The sequence below is a fragment of the Clostridium sp. JNZ J1-5 genome (assembly GCF_053901425.1).
The window spans coordinates 2,413,534-2,432,222 of the sequence record NZ_CM132773.1 but is presented as its reverse complement, the minus strand read 5'-3'; the positions used below and the strand labels follow the sequence as shown (position 1 = coordinate 2,432,222).

Annotated in this window: 19 protein-coding genes; 5 read left to right on the top strand and 14 right to left on the bottom strand. The window is 30.1% G+C overall.

The genetic code is table 11. The features are described 5' to 3' along the window. Window positions 1–29 precede the first annotated feature (29 nt). Entirely contained in the window at window positions 30–596 is a 567-nt protein-coding gene (locus ACWW38_RS11800) for a glycerol-3-phosphate responsive antiterminator (RefSeq protein ID WP_456257749.1), read from the bottom strand. Between the two features lie 197 nt (window positions 597–793). Here ACWW38_RS11800 and phaZ point away from each other — a divergent pair, with 197 nt between their 5' ends. Then, window positions 794–1,681 carry an intracellular short-chain-length polyhydroxyalkanoate depolymerase gene (gene phaZ / locus ACWW38_RS11795; protein ID WP_456257748.1) on the top strand — a complete coding sequence of 296 codons (888 nt, stop codon included), beginning with the start codon at window positions 794–796 and terminating at the stop codon, window positions 1,679–1,681. 355 nt (window positions 1,682–2,036) lie between these two features. Here the strand turns inward: phaZ and ACWW38_RS11790 are convergent, their stop codons facing one another. After that, a complete protein-coding gene (locus ACWW38_RS11790) occupies window positions 2,037–3,017 on the bottom strand; it encodes an HD-GYP domain-containing protein (RefSeq protein ID WP_456257747.1) in 981 nt (326 codons plus the stop codon). 203 nt (window positions 3,018–3,220) lie between these two features. On the opposite strand from ACWW38_RS11790, the gene ACWW38_RS11785 reads away from it, so the two are divergent. Continuing rightward, on the top strand, window positions 3,221–3,907 hold the full coding sequence (locus ACWW38_RS11785; protein WP_456257746.1) for a peroxiredoxin: 687 nt from the start codon (window positions 3,221–3,223) through the stop codon (window positions 3,905–3,907). 70 nt (window positions 3,908–3,977) lie between these two features. On the opposite strand, the gene ACWW38_RS11780 is transcribed toward ACWW38_RS11785, so the two are convergent. The 5 genes from ACWW38_RS11780 to ACWW38_RS11760 form a co-directional block, all read right to left on the bottom strand. Beyond that, on the bottom strand, window positions 3,978–4,277 hold the full coding sequence (locus ACWW38_RS11780; protein ID WP_456257745.1) for a TIGR04104 family putative zinc finger protein: 300 nt from the start codon (window positions 4,275–4,277) through the stop codon (window positions 3,978–3,980). 81 nt (window positions 4,278–4,358) lie between these two features. After that, window positions 4,359–6,170 carry a MutS-related protein gene (locus ACWW38_RS11775; protein WP_456257744.1) on the bottom strand — a complete coding sequence of 604 codons (1,812 nt, stop codon included), beginning with the start codon at window positions 6,168–6,170 and terminating at the stop codon, window positions 4,359–4,361. A gap of 38 nt (window positions 6,171–6,208) precedes the next feature. Beyond that, entirely contained in the window at window positions 6,209–6,763 is a 555-nt protein-coding gene (locus ACWW38_RS11770; protein ID WP_456257743.1) for a cob(I)yrinic acid a,c-diamide adenosyltransferase, read from the bottom strand. Window positions 6,764–6,778: 15 nt separating this feature from the next. Then, window positions 6,779–7,246 carry a metallophosphoesterase family protein gene (locus tag ACWW38_RS11765; RefSeq protein ID WP_456257742.1) on the bottom strand — a complete coding sequence of 156 codons (468 nt, stop codon included), beginning with the start codon at window positions 7,244–7,246 and terminating at the stop codon, window positions 6,779–6,781. Between the two features lie 20 nt (window positions 7,247–7,266). Further along, entirely contained in the window at window positions 7,267–7,467 is a 201-nt protein-coding gene (locus ACWW38_RS11760; RefSeq protein WP_456257741.1) for a DUF4250 domain-containing protein, read from the bottom strand. 164 nt (window positions 7,468–7,631) lie between these two features. Between ACWW38_RS11760 and ACWW38_RS11755 the strand changes: the two genes are divergently transcribed. Continuing rightward, on the top strand, window positions 7,632–8,189 hold the full coding sequence (locus ACWW38_RS11755; protein ID WP_456257740.1) for a hypothetical protein: 558 nt from the start codon (window positions 7,632–7,634) through the stop codon (window positions 8,187–8,189). 2 nt (window positions 8,190–8,191) lie between these two features. Here ACWW38_RS11755 and ACWW38_RS11750 read toward each other — a convergent pair whose 3' ends face one another. Beyond that, window positions 8,192–9,022 carry a flavodoxin family protein gene (locus ACWW38_RS11750; RefSeq protein WP_456260459.1) on the bottom strand — a complete coding sequence of 277 codons (831 nt, stop codon included), beginning with the start codon at window positions 9,020–9,022 and terminating at the stop codon, window positions 8,192–8,194. 336 nt (window positions 9,023–9,358) lie between these two features. On the opposite strand from ACWW38_RS11750, the gene ACWW38_RS11745 reads away from it, so the two are divergent. Continuing rightward, entirely contained in the window at window positions 9,359–9,901 is a 543-nt protein-coding gene (locus tag ACWW38_RS11745; RefSeq protein WP_456257739.1) for a 50S ribosomal protein L25, read from the top strand. A gap of 76 nt (window positions 9,902–9,977) precedes the next feature. On the opposite strand, the gene ACWW38_RS11740 is transcribed toward ACWW38_RS11745, so the two are convergent. Genes ACWW38_RS11740 through ACWW38_RS11720 form a run of 5 tightly spaced genes read right to left on the bottom strand, consistent with a single transcriptional unit; the run spans window position 9,978 to window position 16,818 of the window. Further along, on the bottom strand, window positions 9,978–11,225 hold the full coding sequence (locus tag ACWW38_RS11740; protein ID WP_456257738.1) for a radical SAM protein: 1,248 nt from the start codon (window positions 11,223–11,225) through the stop codon (window positions 9,978–9,980). 10 nt (window positions 11,226–11,235) lie between these two features. Next, window positions 11,236–12,138, bottom strand: coding sequence for a radical SAM protein (locus ACWW38_RS11735; RefSeq protein WP_456257737.1), 903 nt, complete (start codon window positions 12,136–12,138; stop codon window positions 11,236–11,238). Window positions 12,139–12,162: 24 nt separating this feature from the next. Then, entirely contained in the window at window positions 12,163–12,804 is a 642-nt protein-coding gene (locus ACWW38_RS11730; RefSeq protein WP_456260458.1) for a lactate utilization protein, read from the bottom strand. Between the two features lie 55 nt (window positions 12,805–12,859). Next, window positions 12,860–16,111 carry an FtsX-like permease family protein gene (locus tag ACWW38_RS11725; protein ID WP_456257736.1) on the bottom strand — a complete coding sequence of 1,084 codons (3,252 nt, stop codon included), beginning with the start codon at window positions 16,109–16,111 and terminating at the stop codon, window positions 12,860–12,862. 2 nt (window positions 16,112–16,113) lie between these two features. Next, window positions 16,114–16,818 (bottom strand): ABC transporter ATP-binding protein, encoded by a 705-nt coding sequence (locus tag ACWW38_RS11720; RefSeq protein ID WP_456257735.1) that lies wholly within the window; start codon window positions 16,816–16,818, stop codon window positions 16,114–16,116. A 316-nt stretch (window positions 16,819–17,134) separates the two neighbouring features. Between ACWW38_RS11720 and ACWW38_RS11715 the strand changes: the two genes are divergently transcribed. Next, window positions 17,135–18,061, top strand: coding sequence for a hypothetical protein (locus ACWW38_RS11715; RefSeq protein ID WP_456257734.1), 927 nt, complete (start codon window positions 17,135–17,137; stop codon window positions 18,059–18,061). 115 nt (window positions 18,062–18,176) lie between these two features. Here ACWW38_RS11715 and ACWW38_RS11710 read toward each other — a convergent pair whose 3' ends face one another. Further along, a complete protein-coding gene (locus tag ACWW38_RS11710; RefSeq protein ID WP_456257733.1) occupies window positions 18,177–18,689 on the bottom strand; it encodes a hypothetical protein in 513 nt (170 codons plus the stop codon).

Genomic DNA, 18,689 nt, shown 5'->3' with positions numbered 1-18,689 from the left:
CAAGGCCGCCATTTTGCTGCACTATAAGTTTACATATCCCATATTTCCTCTTTGCTAGTAGATATGCCCATAGCTCCTGCCTTAAGGCTTTCAATTACATCTTCTTTATCGATGATTAATCCTCCAGCAATTACAGGAACTCTAACCTCGCTGCTTATCTTTTTTGTTATCTTAGGCATAATTCCAGGCATTATTTCTACTGCATCTGGTCTTATACTATGTATAGAATTTATTCCGCTATTTAAAGACAAATTATCTATCATGAATAATCTTTGTATAGTAAATATACCCATTTCCTTAGCTATTTTTATCATACTAGACTTAGTTGTAATTATTCCATCTGGCTTTACTTTTTCACTTATATGCTTTATTGCAAAAGCATCTCTTGCTAACCCTTCCATTAAGTCTATATGAATATATATACTTTTCCCTGAGCTCTTAACTTTTTGAACTATTTCTTCAATATTGCATATATTTCCCTTTAACAGAAAAATAATTTCACATGGAGATTCAATAGCCTTTTCTAGTTTATCTGTATCCTTAACAGCTGCAATTATTGGGTTAATACTTAACTTAGAATAAAATTCATTATTCATATTTTCACTCTCCAATGTTTATTTAATTAGTGTTTACTCTTAATTAATTTATTATAAATTAAATTTAGCTTTAATGTCTAGTCGCCAAATATAAGCAGCACATATTTGTATCTTATTGAATAAAATGATAGCCCCATGGATAAAACTCAAATATAATCTAGAATTGTTTTACCACTACATGAAAGGAGGTTTTACAAATGGAAAGAGAAATTCTTATAAAAAAAGTAGCTCTTCCAAATAGAGAAACCTTAGGATACAGAGAATGCGGTAGTGGCAACAATATTCTTTTACTTGTTCATGGCAATATGACATCTTCTAAACACTGGGATTTATTCTTAGAAAATGTACCTGATAATTGTAAAGTATACGCCATAGATTTAAGAGGGTTTGGGATATCCACTTATAATAAACCAATACACTCTATTAAAGACTTTTCTGAGGATATAAATCTATTTTCTGAGGCATTAAATTTAAATAAATTTTCTATTATGGGTTGGTCTATGGGTTCAGCAGTTGCAATGCAGTTTACGATAGATCATAATAATAAAATTAAAAACCTCATATCTCTATCAGGAGCTAGTATAAAAGGGTTTCCAATATACAAATCAAGCTTTATAAAAAACCCTATATACGATATGTTTATAGATTCAAAACTTGAAATAGAGAGATACCTTTCATACTTTTTAGATCCATTTAAAAATACAAATAAACTATACCTTAAAGCTTTATGGGATGCAGTTGTCTATACTCAGAATAAACCGTCAGTTAAAAGATATGAGGAATATTTAGATGATATGCTAACTCAGAGAAATATTATAGACGTAAGAAAAGCTCTTTCTAATTTTAATATCTCCCATGAATTTAATGGTGTTGTTAATGGCAATGGAAATGTTGATAGGATAACGGTTCCTACGTTAATAATTCATGGAGATAAAGATAAAGTAATCCCTCTAAATACTGCCTTTAAGAATAAAGAAGCTATTGGAAACAATGCTAAAATAGAAATCCTTAAAAATTGCGGTCACTCTCCTCTAATAGATAAGCTAGATGAGCTTATAAAATTATGTACTGAATTTATCCGATGACTACCCGCTCTAATACTCCCATCGCACTCTGTGAAATCGATTCGCACCAAATCAAAGATTTATACTCTCTGCTTTTCTTCAAAGTGGGAGTAAAGAGCGGCTACGTCCCTGGATAACGATTTCTAAGCTTCAGTGGGAGTAAAAACTCCCTCTGAAGCCAAGAACTCTGTTTATATCTGTGTAACCTCTAGTAAAAAACCTAGGTATATAACTCATAAGGAAAGTCTTTATCACTCTTTAAAAGTTCTTAGCATTTCTTAATGATAAAAGATTTTCTGTTGAATTATATACCTTGAATTTTTAATACTCTATTACTCATGAGATTTATTATATTAATTGTTGCTATATGTATAAATTATAAAATTACTTCTTCAATAAACAATGTTAAATTGTTAAGTAAGTTGTAAAAGGTATATTTTTCATTTTGTTTAACTTGTACAATCGGTCTTGTAGCTGCATCTTTGTTTTGAGCAATTACAACTGCATCTAAACCATTGTTCAATTTTACAGAAAGTCCATTTGGATAGCAATATACAGAGTTTATAAAATCTCTATATACTTCCTCATCATAGGTTGAAACTACTTCAGCCGTAATCTTTTCTATAGCTTCATGAGGTAAAATTCCCTTTTCACCTGTTAAATATTTAATATAAGCATTGCATATATTAACAATTCTTGAGAGTTCAAATATTTTTTCTCCTTTTAATTTTAAAGGCCCAGTCCCATCCTTCTTTTCATATAATTCAGATATACACATATATTCCATTGGTCCAAACATAGTATTACTTTTTACAAGCTTATATCCTACTTTTATATGTTCTTTTCCTGGAACAAATAATTTGCCTATGTCATGAAGCAAAGCACCTATTCCTAAATTTATTAACTTTCGTTCGTTATATTTTCTTTTACATCCAACTATAATTGAAAGAATAGATACATCCAAGGAATGTACAGAAAGTCTTGCTATATCATCCTTTGGAACTAAGTTGTTTAACATAACAGCATTCTCAGACAGATTAACATTTTCAATTATTTCAGAAACAATTTTTGATACATTAGAATAGCTAATTGTTTCGTTCTTCTTAGCTTCTTCAAATATTTCTCTTAAAGATTTTAACATTCCAAGCTTAATACTTGTTGGAATAACTTCTTGAAGAGTAATTTCATTATTTCCATCATCTATGTATATAGTAAGAATACCCATTTTTCTTAATCTTTTAATAGTTGAGTCTGTAAGTGTACTTCCTTTTTTTATAAACATAACTCCATCTTCTGTATAAATACTACTACCCAACTTTTCTCCTGCTAGTTTATCATTTAGTATAACTAACTTCATATATATTCATCCTTTCCAACATGTCACTTGCTATAAAATGATTGTCGCATAATCTGTCATAATGTGTATTATTTTAAGATAAATAATACACATATAGTATATCATAGTAAATTTAAAATAAAAATCTTATCCATGTAAAATTTGTGACAAAATTAATAATTATGCATATACTGTAGAGAATTAATTTTGTTAGGAGCAGTTACATGGATCTATACAATCAAATATCAAAAAATTGTTTGCCTCATATAGGTGCAAAAGCCCCAGATTTTAATGCTAAATCAACTTTTGGCAATATAAAACTATCAGACTATAGAGGTAAGTGGATATTATTATTTTCTCATCCATCTGATTTTACTCCAGTATGTACCACTGAATTTATAGCTTTTGCAAAATACGCATATCTCTTTAATCAAAGAAATGTACAACTACTAGGTCTAAGTGTGGATAGTAATTCCTCTCATCTTGCTTGGGTATACAATATATATCAAAATACAGGAATAGAAATTCCCTTCCCTGTTATTGAAGATATAAGTATGAAAATATCAAATCTTTACGGAATGATATCTCCTGCAGTTAGCGACACACAAACTGTAAGATGCGTGTTTATCATTGATGACAATCAAGTTATAAGGTCTATGCTTTATTATCCTCAAACAATAGGTAGAAACATCCCTGAACTTATAAGAATAATTGACGCTCTTCAAGTAGTGGATAAAAAAAATGTTGTAACCCCAGCAAACTGGGTACCTGGTGAAGCAGTAATTGTACCTCCACCTAAAACTTATCAGCAATTAAAAGAACGGCTTAAAAATAAAGAAGGATACTATTGCATAGATTGGTACTTAAATTTTAAAAATCTAAATGAATATGAAAAGTCTCCACAACCTTAGAAAGTGGAGACTTTTACTTCATTATAAAATTATTACTATGTAGACGTGTCTCATATAATTCTATATACATCTACTTAATGCACCTACTGAATAAATATTTAACATATAGAGGAGATAAAGCTCCCATAATTACTGTAAGCACAATATATAACATTAATGCTAATTTATTAACTTGAAAAAGTTTTATACTAGCAATAGTAATTAGAAAAGGTATTACTATTATAAATAGATAGGCAGTCATCTGAGACTTTAAAGTCAAAGTATATTCGCATTTGCAATTAGAACATACAGTAGTAAAATTAAAGCTAAAAACTGATCCTATTATTTGTCTATATGAAAATTTAGTTGAGCAATTAGGACAAGTAAACATTTTAACTATCCCTCCTAAACTAAAATGAATTTAAACCCTATTCATTATATTAGATGGTTTAAGAGGTCAAAAAGTTTCAATTTATTTAAAATTATTTTCTACATCTATACCTATCATATTAATTAAATATAATGCATTTCTAGTGGTTGAGATTCCTGATCTTAGTTTGTAGTCAAAATAAATCTTATTATCTTTATAATATTCTTCAAAGTGATAATTCTTTATTCTTCCACTGCTTTCTTTTTCCAGATCCCCAAGTTCCAGATCATGGGTTGATACAAGCCCCACTGCACCTTCTTTTCTTAGTTTATTTATAAGTATTTTAGCTCCCGTATGTCTATCCATTGAGTTTGTTCCTTTAAATATTTCGTCTAATAAGAAAAATATTTTCTTATTTTCCTTTGAAGCTTCTACTATTTTCTTTATTCTTAAAAGTTCAGCATAAAATGAAGATATATTCCTCTCTAAGTCATCACTAACTCTCATGCATGTATATAAATTCATTATAGAACATGTAAATTCATCAGCACATACTGGTGCACCTATGTAAGCTAAAATCAAATTTATTCCTACTGTTCTAAGTAGAGTACTTTTCCCTGACATATTTGAACCAGTTATAAGTAGTATACTTGTCGGCTTTTCTATTTTAAAATCGTTACATACCCTGGCATTAGTTAATAGTGGATGCCCCATATTTTTTGCAGATATAATATCTTTTTCCTCTACTATTTTGGGCATAGCCCACTCCGGATTATCATATTTTATAATAGACATACTAGAGATAACTTCCATCTCTCCAATAGCATTAAGCCATGCCTCAAGGCTTTTTCCTGAATCTCTTTTCCACTTTTCTAGAGCAAACATGCACTGATAATCCCATAGTGTTAATATATTCATGAAAAAGTAATAGGAGCTTCTTCTACATGATGTCATATCAGAGATAGCAACTAACTTATTTATCTGCCATGAAGCAGTGTGACCTTCCTCATCAATAAAATTACCTTTTATATTTTTTAAATATCTTGAATTAAATTTTTCTTTTTCAATACATCTAATCATTTTATAATATACTTTAATACTGTCCTTATATTTATCAACTGTACTTAAAGCTCTAGACCTATAATTATTTCCTTTCATAAGAATTAGTATATTTACTATTATAGCTAATGGAGATAGGTACAATGGCATTGTTCTCCACAATAATGGAAGTATAATAATAGCCGTTGTAATAATAGGCACCACTTTTAATATTCCACTTAATAATGGATTACAATATTCCCTCTTTCTATCCTTTGCCCAATTAATCAAATCTTCAGTATCCTGTATATTGTCTGAAGCTATTATCCCATCAGCCATAAATTCTTGGCGCCAATCTAGTTTTTCAGCAAGTTCCTTAATAGCTTCCTGTCTTGTATATATTTCATTTATACTCTCATAAGGTTCTTTAAGAATGTTACTTAGTTTTCTTCTTCCTAAAAATGTAGCTGTAGTATTTATCCATTGAAAAAGAGAGCCTCTGCCAAAAATATCAATGTCTTTCGAATAATTATGATCTTCCTCTAGAAACTCTTCTCCAGTATCACTAAATGATTTCCAATTACCATCAATTCTCTTTATTGAATCATCATTAATTTTATGTAGGCTCAATGAATACTTTCTACTTTCTATAACTTTATTATGTTCTCTAACCAAGTATATAAAAATCAACAAAAATGCTAGAAATAATCCGACACACAGAAAATAATTTTTAGTTACATAAAAAAATATCGTAACTAAAGCACCTACTAAAAAAGTTACAAGCCTCAAATTGCTAATTGATTTTATAGACTTATCTTGTTTTTTTATTAGGCCCTCATAGTACTTTTTCCGTTTTTCATATTCTTCTTTAGGCATCTATCCAAGCCCCCTTATACTATATTAAGATCGGTATGTTACATCATAATATCTTCTGATACATTGGATAAAAAATTAATATATCTAGCTAAGGTATAAAAATAATCTGATAATCTGTTAATATATTGATAACTTAAAGGATATAAATTTTCTTCGCTATTCTCGAGAAGTCTTGCAAATACTCTTTCTGCTCTTCTAACAATAGCACGAATAACTTGAGCAGTTGTTGCTTCCTCTGTTCCGCTATAATATAAAAAGTTTTTAAGCTGAGGCATTTTCTTCACCATACTATCAATGTTTACCTCTAGCAGCTTAATATCATCTTCATATATAATTATTTCTCTAAAATCCTTTGCAATTTCTGAACCTACCTCATATAAGTTATACTGTATTTTTTTTAATACTTCATCTATATAGTCTATTTCATCTTTTTTGTCCGATATTTTATTGATTTTGCTTCTTAAAAGTCCTACGTTAGCATTTACTTCATCAATACTTCCTTGAAGTTCCATTAAAACTTCACCTTTAGAGACCTTCCCACCTAAATAATTAGATGTAAATCCATGATCTCCTGCTTTAGTGTATATTTTCATCCTTGTCCTCCTCATTTAGTTCACTAGCTCTATTATTTTAGGATCAACTTTCTCTCCATCAATATCTAATATTCCTACTGTTACAGGCAATTTAAATCTTTTAGGACCTGCACTTCCAGGGTTTAAATAAACTGTATTATTTTTTATAGTTATTGAAGGTTTATGAGAATGCCCAGTTATGACTACTTTTATTCCTGCAGCCTCTGGTTCTAAATCTAAATCTTCAATATTATGAAGCAGATATATCAATATTTGTCCTACTTCTACCACTTCTTTTTTAGGGAGTATGTCTCTTAGCTCTCCCTTATCACAATTGCCTTGAACAAAGTAGACAGGAGCTATCTTTTTCAGTTCTTCTATAACTTCAAATTTTCCAACATCTCCTGCATGTATAATTAAATCTACTCCTTTTAAAGCATTTAATGCTTCTTTTCTAATTAATCCATGAGTATCTGAAATTACGCCAACCTTGAATCTATTCATTTCTCTCTCCTAAAAAATCACTAAGCTTCTATACTTACATATTGATTGTTTTTTTCATTATAAATGTATCTTATAGATCTAAGCTTATTGTTTAAATCTTCTTCTGAAATATTAAACTCACTACAAAAATCTTTAATGTTAGGAAACTCATCTCTTAGCTTCATATTAATTAAACTAAGAAGTATGTAAGAATCCATATTTAAAATTTGCTCTCTATCCATTACACTCACCTACTTATAAGATTTTTATTTTTAGTTTTAGCTATATTTGAATATACTATTATATTATTCTAATAAGCACGCTTTTCAATAATAAATTAATATTTCTTAGATTAAACCTTTTAAAATTAGGTTATATTAACTGTAACTGCAAAGGAGGAATTATAATGGATAGAAAAAAGAAATATAAAATAGCAATAATAATTTGCTTTTACTTAGTTGAATTTACACTATTCATTCTTTCAATATTAAATAATAAGTATGATTATATAAATGAACTTATATCTGCAGTTGTAGTATTTTCCATATATGTCTTTTTTGAATTTAAGTATCATTTAAACATATCTAACTATTTAGTAGCATTTATAAGTTTGACTATAATAAGTCATAATTTTTTCGGAAACTACATGAGTTTATACACTACATCTACTGTCTTTGATAAGGTTCTCCATGTATTTGGAACTTATGCTTTTTCGCTTTTTTTCTATGAAATTATATTAAAAATATTAAAACAACCTGCAAATCTAAAATTTTACAATGTAGCTATAGTAATACTATTGGGTATAAGTATAGGTACATTTTTTGAAATAGCTGAATTTTTTGGCGATATAATGTTCCATCCAGAAAAGCCATATCAGCCCGGTTTAGTTGATACTGATATAGATTTAATTGCAAATACATTAGGCGCTTTTGCTGCTGGTTTACATTTGTACTTCAATAGGTAGCCTTATCTATGCGGTTCAATCCATATATCATTCCCTTTATAACGCTTTCGAACTTCTTCTAATTCATTACGACGTAAATTAAACTCTTGAACCTTTTCACCTAACCAAGATTGAAAATGATTTTTTAAATGTTCTTTTTCAAACCTATTTCCTGTCTCATTATAGTTCCATTGAATTCCACCTTCCCCCATAACTAGATTAGCTTTTTCACCGCATATAGGGCAAATAGCAGTATCCGGCTTAGGGAATTTCCATATATCAGACCAACAAGTAGGACATTCTCCTTCTTTTGCTTTCCTTGCTTCTCCAAAGAGTGCCTGCCCCATTTTTTTAGCTCTATCTAATGCTCCTTCTCCTAAAATTCCATCACCAGGTAAAGCTCCTATAAACATGTGGCTATCCTTAAGGTGAAATCCCATAAATCTTGCCATAGAGTTTAAGGCGGCTAAAGTGTACCCTTCCCAACCATGTATTCCTGCAGTAGCTATAATTACACATGGCTTTCCCCATAAATCTTCTATAGATTGAGATAATGCAATGATACGATCAGTTAAAATTTTAGTTACTGCAGCAGGTCCTAAAATATAACATGGAACTGAGATTATAATTCCATCTGCTTCTTTAATTTTTTCTATTAGATAGTAAAGGTCATCGTCTAATGAGCATTGTCTCCCTGGTACTAAACAAGCATAACAAGCACGACATAAATCTAACTCTAGATCAGCCAATCTTAATAATTCTAACTTATGCTCCTCTCCTATAGATGATGCCACTTCTTTTATTAGAATTTCTCCATTGGCTAACTTACGTTTCGATGCTACGAGAGCTAATATTTTTTCATCTTATAACACACCTTTCAAATGCAGAATATCAGAATATTAATATATATTATACAATAAACTATTAAATTAAATAATAGGCTATGTTTTAAGAGTAAGTTATAAACAAATGGTTAATATTTGCATAAACTTGTTTACATAACTTAAAAGTAAGGTAAAATGATGGTAAAGACTTTTTAAAAGGAGGATGATGCATATGTGGAGATTAACCTCTATTTCCTGTAGTAGGTCTATAAGGTCTATAACTCCTAATATGTAAAATTGGAGTTATCCTAGGTTGCTATAGGGAATTATAAATATAAATAAAATTAATGAAAAGAGGGATTTATAATGTCACAAGTAGCAATTGAGGTAAAAGAAAGAGAAGCAAAAGAAAATGGAAGAAAATTAAGAAGAAACGGACAAGTACCAGGAATAATTTACGGAGAGTTTTTGGACAATCCTATACCAATTAAAGTTGAAAACTTAACCTTATCAAAATTATTAAAATACAATTCTAAAGGTTCAATATTAAAATTAAAGCTTAATGATGACACTAGACATTGTGTAGTAAAGGATGTACAAAAAAACACCATAGCTGGAGAAATAATTCACGTAGACTTTCAATATGTAAAGGAAAGTGAAGTTATAAAAATGAACATACCTATAAATTATGTAGGACGAGAAAATTTAGAACTAAAAAAATTAGTTCTAGAAACCTTCCTACCAGAACTAGAACTCCAGGGTGCTGTAGAAAAAATACCTGAATATATAGAATTAAATATTTCACAAATGAACTATGAAGACAAAATATTTGCAAAAGATGTACAGCTTCCAGAAGAAGTTAAGCTTATAACTGATCCTGATGCTCTTCTAGCTGTAGTTAATGGATAATGAAGATGAGAGGCACCAGAGAAAAAAGGGTTATCCCTTTTTCTCTGGTGCCTTGTGATTTATATTTTCTATTAATTTAATATAAATTAATTTCTTTAGGCCAGGGATTTTCTCTTGCTATTTTCCAAGTTTTATCTATATATTGATTAGTATATCTCTGCTCTACTAGGTGATATAAATAGGTTCCTTTTTGAGTTAGCTCGTATCCCCCTTCTACTTTCTTCAATACACCTAATAACCTGCCTGCCTTGATTTCCAGATTGAACATTTCCTCTATATTAACACTAAATAGTTTTTTAAATTCTCTATTATCTAATTTCAAGGTGTAGGAATTCCAAAATAACCAATAAAGTGCTCTAGTTCTTTCAGTAAACCTCATTGTCATGGCTGTAGGTATTTTCCCATTAGCTATAGATTTTATGTACTCTTCAACTGAAAAAGTATTTATCTTAAACAATTCCTTTGTAAGAGAAGTGGCACTGGCTCCAAATCCGATAAATATATCTCTCGTTATAGAGGAATATTTATGTGTATTTTTCTTTCCAAAAGTCCATACAGCTGTTCTTTCACAGTCAACTTCACTGCTGGCTCTCTCAAGGCCATCTAAAAGTTTCTTCTTCTCTCTTTTTCCTAGGGGTTTGCTATTATTATTTGCATATGAAAAATCAATGAAGGGATATGTGGACACTTGGGTAGCCCCTAAATTAAAGGCAGTTAAAAAATCTTTTCTTAAGCTTTCCTCACTTTGATTTAATATTCCAAAGATAAGGTCTACATCTATGGTTTTAAATCCTGCTTTCTTTGCCAAACTTACTTTTTCAGCTCCATTTACGTACTCTCTTCCTAAAGTCTCTAAACATTTTTTCTGAAAAGATTGTATTCCTATACTCACCATATCAAATCCAATGTTTCTTAACTTTTCTAAAGTATCACCATCTATGTCCCTTGGATGGAGCTCTATCCCAATATTATTATTTATATCAAAATTATTTTTTAATGCAGAGATAATCTCCGGAAGCTCATCTATCATTAAGGCTGGAGTTCCACCACCAAAATAGACGCTAGTTACCTTCTTCTTAATTTTATATTGGCTTCCTATCATTTCTATTTCTTTTATTAAGGCTTTTTTATAAGGTTCTATCAGGCCTTTATCATACTTAATTCTATTATAAGGACAAAACGGACAAAGATTAGTACAAAATGGTATGTGGACATATACCCCTAATTCATCAGTATCTAATTTCATCTTATATTCACTTTCATCTGTAAATTTTAGAGGTTTAAATGATCTAGTGAACAGCACTCTTAAAATATTTGTAATCATGAATATTCTCCTATACGTATTTTAGGTAGGTTTTTATCATGTCTTTTATAACCTTAACATTTCCACTACATAATAATGAAAATTCTACAGCAAATAAGTATCCACATTCCTCACATAGTCCCTCTATTTCTACACATCTTCCACAAACATATCTTTTTTTATCTTCTGACACAATACATTGATAACAAGGCCTGTCCCATTTATTTTCCAAATAGTAGTCTAAAGCAGAATAAAGATTAAATACGGGATACCCTTTCTTAATCATTCTTTTAATGGTATTTACAGCCATAACTTCTTCTTCTTTATTTAGTTTTAAATACTCCGTTCCATCATAAGGTGTGTGTAAATTAAATGAAATGGAATTTAAGTTTGGATTTTTCTTCACTATTTCACACACTTCTTCAATATCTCCCATATTTACATTATTCACAGCCATATACACACAGATATTAGAATTACTGGCTTTAGATACATTATCCATAATCTTATCGAATGTGTTTCCGCGAATAAAATCATGTCTTTCTTTATTTCCATCTAGGCTTAAAAATATAATATCTGCCTCAGGAATATTCAAATCTATGGTTCCGTTAGTTACTATATTTACAATGAAAAATCCTATTTTTCTAGCCTCTTTTATTAAGTCTCTTATAGTTTTATCTCCATCTTCCCATGTCAAAGTTTCTCCACCACAGAAAAATAATATCCTTATGCCTTCCTTATAAAAATTATTCATTTCTTCTACTATATCCTTATAAGGATACATTACCTTATTTATGTTGTTTACAGCACAGTGCTTACAACTTAAATTACAGTAGTCTGTTAGGATTATAGTGCCTAAAATTGGCTTTTTCATTTTAAATAATATTGTTTTTAATCCAAAAGCCGATAGTCTTAAAAAATCTTTAGTCTTCAAATTAGTTGCCACCTCCAATTAGCTCTAGTATCCTAACTCCTTTCCTACTATAATTACTTTGATTCTCCCCTTTGTAAATTGCCCTCTAATTACTACAAAGTCATTGCAGATTCTCTCAGCACTTTTGCAATCTACACAATACCCAAGCTTAGCACAGGGAGTTTTTTTATTTAGTCTTTTTGCATCTATAGGCGCTGCATAATTTCTTACCCTTTTTTCCGCTTCTTCAATATCCTTTACAATTTTGTTTATACCAGTTACTAAAATAACCTGTTTAGGTCCATATATCATAGGTGCAACTCTACTTCCATTTCCATCAATATTATAAAGTTCTCCATTTTCCGTAATGGCATTTGTACTGCAAAGGAAAGTATCTGCTGAAAAATTTTTTATATAGATTTCTTTTTTTTCTTCACTTGTTATGTTTTCTCTATATTTATCTAAAAAGTTATAGTTCCCTTCTCTAAAGAAATCAATGGCTCCGGTTTCAAATAGTGTCATGGAATCTCCTACTCCTACTGTAGAATTCTCAGGTATAAGTTCTCTTAATTTTTCTAATAATTCTTCTTCATTTTCTACATAGTAGCCATCTATGTTATGTTCTTTTAGACTATTAATAGTCCTTTCAATTCTCTTTTCCAAATACCATTGAACATTTTTATCTATGTCTTTCATCCCCTTTATTTGTGATAGCTTAATTTTTTCTTTAACATTTAAAAGTCTAATCAACTGATTTTAATGATTCCACCATCCCTATCTTTTTAAGCTTAAAATACATTACAAAATTTACTATTCCTGAAAATACAATTGTAAGTATCGCTGAGTATAGATAGCTCAATGGCTTTATATTACGTCCAAACATTACGTAGTCTATTTCGGAAGTAACAATAATGAATCTATGAAGAAAAATTCCCATAAGAAGTCCCAAGGTCATACCTATAATTGTAAGCAGAAAATTTTCTCTATAGACATAGGTTGATACTTCATTGTCATAAAATCCAAGTACTTTTATTGTAGCTATCTCACGAAGTCTCTCGGTAACATTAACATTTGTTAGATTATAAAGTACCACAAAGGCTAAAGCACCTGCAGAAACAATTAGCACTAAAATAACATAGTCTAAACTTCCTAACATCTTCTTAAAATCATTACTGATACCTGTAGTAAACACTACAGAAGAAATATCCTTATTTCTTAATAAATCTTTTGAAAGCTTATCTTGAGAATCTTCCTTGGTATCAGTGGTTTTTGCTACAAGCTGCTGAAATTTTATCTTTTTTCCATAAATAGATTCATAAAGCTTAGGTGGCATATAAACATAATGAGAAAGATAATTTTCTGTAATACCTAATACCTTAACATTAATTTTTTCAGTATCTTTATCTTTAATATATATTTGATCTCCAACTTTAACCTGAAGTATTTTGGCTAACTTTTCGGTTAAAATAACACCTTCATTATCTAATGATAATTTTTCTTTAGTTGTACGATTTCTAAAAATAATGAAATTTTCTATTTTTTTAGTATCTTCAGGTACATATAACGAAACACTTTTTTCATTTTTACCTACCCCTACATCAATACTCTTCTCATTAACAAAAATGTAATCGGAAATTTGCTTTTCTTTAGATAAATTATTAGTAATTCCAGTAGAACTTTCTAAAGTTACCCCTTCATTAAGGTTTATAACCATATGATACTTATATAATTCATCAAATTGTTTAGATACAATAGATACAATTGAATCCTTCAATCCAAAGCCTGCTAAAAGTAATGCGGTGCATCCTCCTATTCCAAGAATAGTCATAAGAAATCTCTTTTTATATCTTAATAAGTTTCTAGCTGTAACCTTTTGGGTAAAGTTTAATCTATTCCATAAAAATTTGATCTTTTCAAGAAAAATTCGTTTCCCTGCTTTAGGAGATTTAGGTCTCATTAAAATTGAAGGTGTTTCAACAAGTTCCTTATAACAGGCTACCCATGCTGCTAAAGTAGTAGATAAAACTGCAAAAGATGTTGCAAGTGTTGCATAAAATACATTAAACTCAGTTATAATAGGCGGCAATGTATACATTATTCCATAGGCATTAAAAATTACTGTTGGGAATATTTTAAATCCTAGTATAACTCCAAAGATGCTTCCACTGGCACTGGCTAACACTGCATATACTAGATATTTTGAAGCTATAGCTATTTTACTGTATCCCAAAGCTTTTAATGTACCTATATATGTTCTTTGTTCATCAACCATTCTTGTCATAGTTGTGAGACAAACTAATGCTGCTATAAGAAAGAAAAATACTGGGAACACTTGAGCTATTGAAGCTATTCTATCTGAAGCCTTCTCATAGTCAACAAAATCTATATGCATATTTCTATCAAGAACATACCATATAGGCTCTTTAATTTTAATTAGTTCTCTTTCTGCATCAGCTATTTCTGCATATCCCTTAGATATTTTCTCATCTGATTCTCTCTTTCCCTTCTCATAATCCTTTAAACCCTTTTCTAGTCCCGCTTTTGAAGAATCAAGTTTTCTGTGAGCCTCTGCAAACTCCCCTTCAGCTTTTCTTTTATATTCATCAAGCTTTTTCTTCTCACTATCAAGCTGCTTTTTAGAGGAAGCTAACATATTTCTTGTACTAGTTATTTTTACCTCCGCGTTATAAAACTCTTTTTTCTTAGTTTCCAATTCAACTTTTGCAGCTGTAATATTAGCTTTTGCAGCTGCTAGCTGCTGTTCTCCAAGATTAACCTTGGCTTCCATTTCAGCTCTCTCTGCGGCTGATAAATTTTGATTTAGAGCTAAGATATCTTTAATAGCTTTAAGCTGGGCTTCTTGATTATCTATCTGTTTTTGGGCATCCTGAATCTTATCTTCTGCATTTGATAATTCTTTTTCTGCCTCTATTTTCCCATCGTTGAACTTTTTAAGCTGCAGACTGTATTCCTTTTCTCCATCCCCTAATTTCTTATATCCCTTTGCTAACTTGGTTTCTGCTTCCTTAAATGTCTTATTATATTGATTTTCCTTATCTTGAAGCTGTCTCTCTGCTGCTTCAATTTGTGCTTTGGAGTTATTTAGTTTTTCAGCTGCACTCTTAAGCTCAGTTTTTTGTTTTTCTTCTGCCTCTTTAATTTTCTCTTTATTTTCATTAAGTTTTTTGTTAGCTTCTGTAACTACTTCATGGTATCGAATTTGGACCCTATCCTTACCAATATCCTCAAGTTTCTTTTTAACAGGCTTAACAACTTCCTCATACTGATCACCGTATGTAAATAAATCTCGTGCACCTTTTACTGTAAGAAAAACATCTGTATATACCGGAATTTTAAAATTTTCCTGAGGTATCATTATAAAACTGTTTACCTTACCATTACCAATAGAACTTGTTCCTCTCTCAAAAGAAATATAATATGGAGTTTCTATAACTCCTACAATTGTGTATTCACTTACTTTAAGACTTTCTCCAATATCTTTACTATTACCTGAAGATAATTTAATCTTTGAGCCAATGGACATGCCCGAATTCAGCATTTTAACCCTTTCTGTTACACACTCACCAGGCTTTTCAGGATACCTTCCCTCTACTAATTTAACTCTATTAATATATGATTCATCAGGATTATTAACCTTATCTATAGGAAGTGAAAGTACCTTAAGGACTAAATCCTTATTTTCAACATTAACCAAAGCATCCATAGAATAAGCTGGTAAAACTCCTTCTACTTCTGATACTTTTTTTATAACATCTATATCTTCTTTACTAAACCCCATAGTTGAAGCTAGCTTTATGTCCATCAACCTATAGTCATCAAAATACTTGTCTGCAGTAATTTTCATATCTGGGCAGGTGGCTTTTACTCCAGCAAAAAATGATACACCTAAAGCAACTATTGCAAAAATTGAAAGGAATCGGCTCAAGTTACGCCTTATTTCCCTGAACGTATCCTTAAGTAAAGCATTCTTCATTGTTACCATTCAATCCTTTCTACAGGGATTGGATTATCATTGATATTTATACTCTCAACCTTACCATTTTTTACTTTAATAATCTTGTCCGCCATAGGCGCAATGGCTAAATTGTGAGTAATAACAACTACTGTCATCCCTATATTTCTACAGGTATCCTGCAATAATTTCAATATTGACTTGCCAGTATTATAATCTAAAGCCCCTGTAGGTTCGTCACATAGCAATAATTTAGGATTTTTAGCAAGTGCTCTTGCTATGGCTACTCTTTGCTGTTCTCCTCCTGATAACTGTGCTGGAAAGTTATCTCTTCTATCCTTAAGACCTACTTGTTCCAATACCAGCTCTGGATTAAGAGGATTTTTGCATATCTGCGTAGCTAACTCTACATTTTCAACGGCTGTCAGATTTTGAACTAAATTATAGAACTGAAAAACAAACCCTATATCGTATCTTCTATAAGTTGTCAATTGCTTTGAGTTATATTTACTTATCTCATTTCCGTCTACTAGTATCTCTCCATCACTTGTAGTATCCATCCCGCCTAATATATTTAAAACAGTACTTTTTCCGGCTCCGCTAGGTCCTGCTACCACTACAAATTCTCCCCTATCCACTGAAAAGGATATTCCGTCTAGAGCTTTTATTTTAACTTCCCCCATTTCATAGTACTTTTTAACATTGATTAATTCTATGTATTTACTCAACAAATTTCCTCCCTTATAACATTTGATCTTATGAAATAAAATTTGAAATATTATAGATATTATACAATAATTCTCTAATGTATTGTTTAAGTTTATTTGATAATTGTTGAAATATTTTAAATAGCCTGTAACTACTTATATTTTAAGTTATTTTTCTAATTTATATGATCATATTAAGGATTATTTTCCTGCAAAAAACCATTGAAATTTCACATTAAAGTATTAAAATAATATTGTGATTTTTTGCTAGAGAAACATTCTGTACAAACTTCTTATAATAATACTATAAAAAATAAATATTAAAGAGATGATAATAATGAAAAAATATGAGATACCTTTTAATTTTGATATAGAACTTCTAAATTTTTTAGATAACAATATTAATAAAAATTGGATAGAATTTTTGTTTTTGTCTGCTTTTAAAGAAGATAGTACAAATGCTAGAAGTCATGCAGAAAATGTGAAGAAACAGACTTGGACTTATAAAGTACCTGAAACAAGAAATGAGTATACAAAATGCATAGATGAAATACACAAAAGAGGATATAATGCTGCTGTATTACTTCAAGAACCTGATCCAATTTCAAAAGAAAAGCTAGACTACTATTTTAAATTGGGTGTAAAAAACTTTGTAGTTAACAATGACAATCTTGCCCTAGAAATAAAAAATAGAAATCCAAGTTATAATGTAGTGGCTTCTATAACTAAAACACTTAGTGCAAATGAAATGGCTGAAAAGGACTATTCAATGTACGATAAAATTGTACTTCATTTTCCTTTTAATAGAGCCTTGTCCAGGTTAGAAGAACTTCCAAAAAAATATAATTATGTAATTCTTGCAAATTCCTATTGTACCTACAACTGTACAGAAGCTAAAAATCACTGGTATAGTAGTTCAGAAGAAGCACTAAATGTTAATTGTACTAAACATCTTAATAAAGATAAGCTAGTATATATTCCGCCAGAGTATACACATCTCTTCGAACCTTATGCATCAAATTTCAAACTTCAAGGAAGAGAATATCCTACTTCTATACTAGCTAATGAAATATACTGTTACTATAAAAAACTTCATAACCCTATGGCAGGGGCTATATATAACAGGCTGAGTCCTTTTAACCAGCAGGAATATTTTAATGCTGCTAAGGATCTAAGTTTTGTAATAAATAATCATTTTTCACCTGAGAATCCAACATTTCCAGGCTCTCCTAAAGGTTTTGGAGGCCTTGGAAATCCTGCATAAATCATATGTAAGTACTTTATTTTAGAGCAAAATAGGAAAGGAGTTTACCCTTTCCTATTTTTATTATAAATAAAGTTTACATTATAGCTTATAATTAACTTACTTTCCTTCAGCTTTATAAAGAGAGTCCGCACTCATCAGCAATATTCTTATACTTCTCCACATCAGTTTTATCATTAAAGAATATAGGAAATTTCATATTATAATTTCCCCATATAGTACATGGAAACTTTGTAAAATAAAATGTACAAAAGAACACTTCTCTAGTATTTAGCCTAGTTATAAAAGGAATAGCTTCTCTGCTTAATCTAAAATATATTGTATCTTCTTCTATTTCACTTATATGCCTTTTTAGCATTGCTTTATCATCTTCATTTAATAGTGCAAATAAATTGTCCACGGCTTCTCTGTCTAATCTGCTTAAATAAAAATCAATATAGGAATTTTCTTCTCCATTTAGCTGAAAGGCTTTATCTATAAAAGTTATTAACTTTTCTTCAGAATTATCCTTAGTATCTTGCAGCATAAAATTTTCAAATCTACTAAACCCTTCATTTATGCTTTTAAATCTTATAACCACCTTTTTCTCAAATGTTTCCTGACTAATAGGCCTAAGTAAATAGAACAT

Excerpts from the sequence above, each read along its gene's own strand:
- ACWW38_RS11715 (WP_456257734.1), top strand. The coding sequence starts at position 17,135 with ATGAAAAAATATGAGATACCTTTTAATTTTGATATAGAACTTCTAAAT.
- ACWW38_RS11800 (WP_456257749.1), bottom strand. The coding sequence starts at position 596 with ATGAATAATGAATTTTATTCTAAGTTAAGTATTAACCCAATAATTGCA.
- ACWW38_RS11725 (WP_456257736.1), bottom strand. The coding sequence starts at position 16,111 with ATGAAGAATGCTTTACTTAAGGATACGTTCAGGGAAATAAGGCGTAAC.
- ACWW38_RS11710 (WP_456257733.1), bottom strand. The coding sequence starts at position 18,689 with ATGTTCTATTTACTTAGGCCTATTAGTCAGGAAACATTTGAGAAAAAG.
- ACWW38_RS11790 (WP_456257747.1), bottom strand. The coding sequence starts at position 3,017 with ATGAAGTTAGTTATACTAAATGATAAACTAGCAGGAGAAAAGTTGGGT.
- ACWW38_RS11765 (WP_456257742.1), bottom strand. The coding sequence starts at position 7,246 with ATGAATAGATTCAAGGTTGGCGTAATTTCAGATACTCATGGATTAATT.
- ACWW38_RS11780 (WP_456257745.1), bottom strand. The coding sequence starts at position 4,277 with ATGTTTACTTGTCCTAATTGCTCAACTAAATTTTCATATAGACAAATA.
- ACWW38_RS11745 (WP_456257739.1), top strand. The coding sequence starts at position 9,359 with ATGTCACAAGTAGCAATTGAGGTAAAAGAAAGAGAAGCAAAAGAAAAT.
- ACWW38_RS11740 (WP_456257738.1), bottom strand. The coding sequence starts at position 11,225 with ATGATTACAAATATTTTAAGAGTGCTGTTCACTAGATCATTTAAACCT.
- ACWW38_RS11770 (WP_456257743.1), bottom strand. The coding sequence starts at position 6,763 with ATGAAAATATACACTAAAGCAGGAGATCATGGATTTACATCTAATTAT.
- phaZ (WP_456257748.1), top strand. The coding sequence starts at position 794 with ATGGAAAGAGAAATTCTTATAAAAAAAGTAGCTCTTCCAAATAGAGAA.
- ACWW38_RS11775 (WP_456257744.1), bottom strand. The coding sequence starts at position 6,170 with ATGCCTAAAGAAGAATATGAAAAACGGAAAAAGTACTATGAGGGCCTA.
- ACWW38_RS11755 (WP_456257740.1), top strand. The coding sequence starts at position 7,632 with ATGGATAGAAAAAAGAAATATAAAATAGCAATAATAATTTGCTTTTAC.
- ACWW38_RS11785 (WP_456257746.1), top strand. The coding sequence starts at position 3,221 with ATGGATCTATACAATCAAATATCAAAAAATTGTTTGCCTCATATAGGT.
- ACWW38_RS11760 (WP_456257741.1), bottom strand. The coding sequence starts at position 7,467 with ATGGATAGAGAGCAAATTTTAAATATGGATTCTTACATACTTCTTAGT.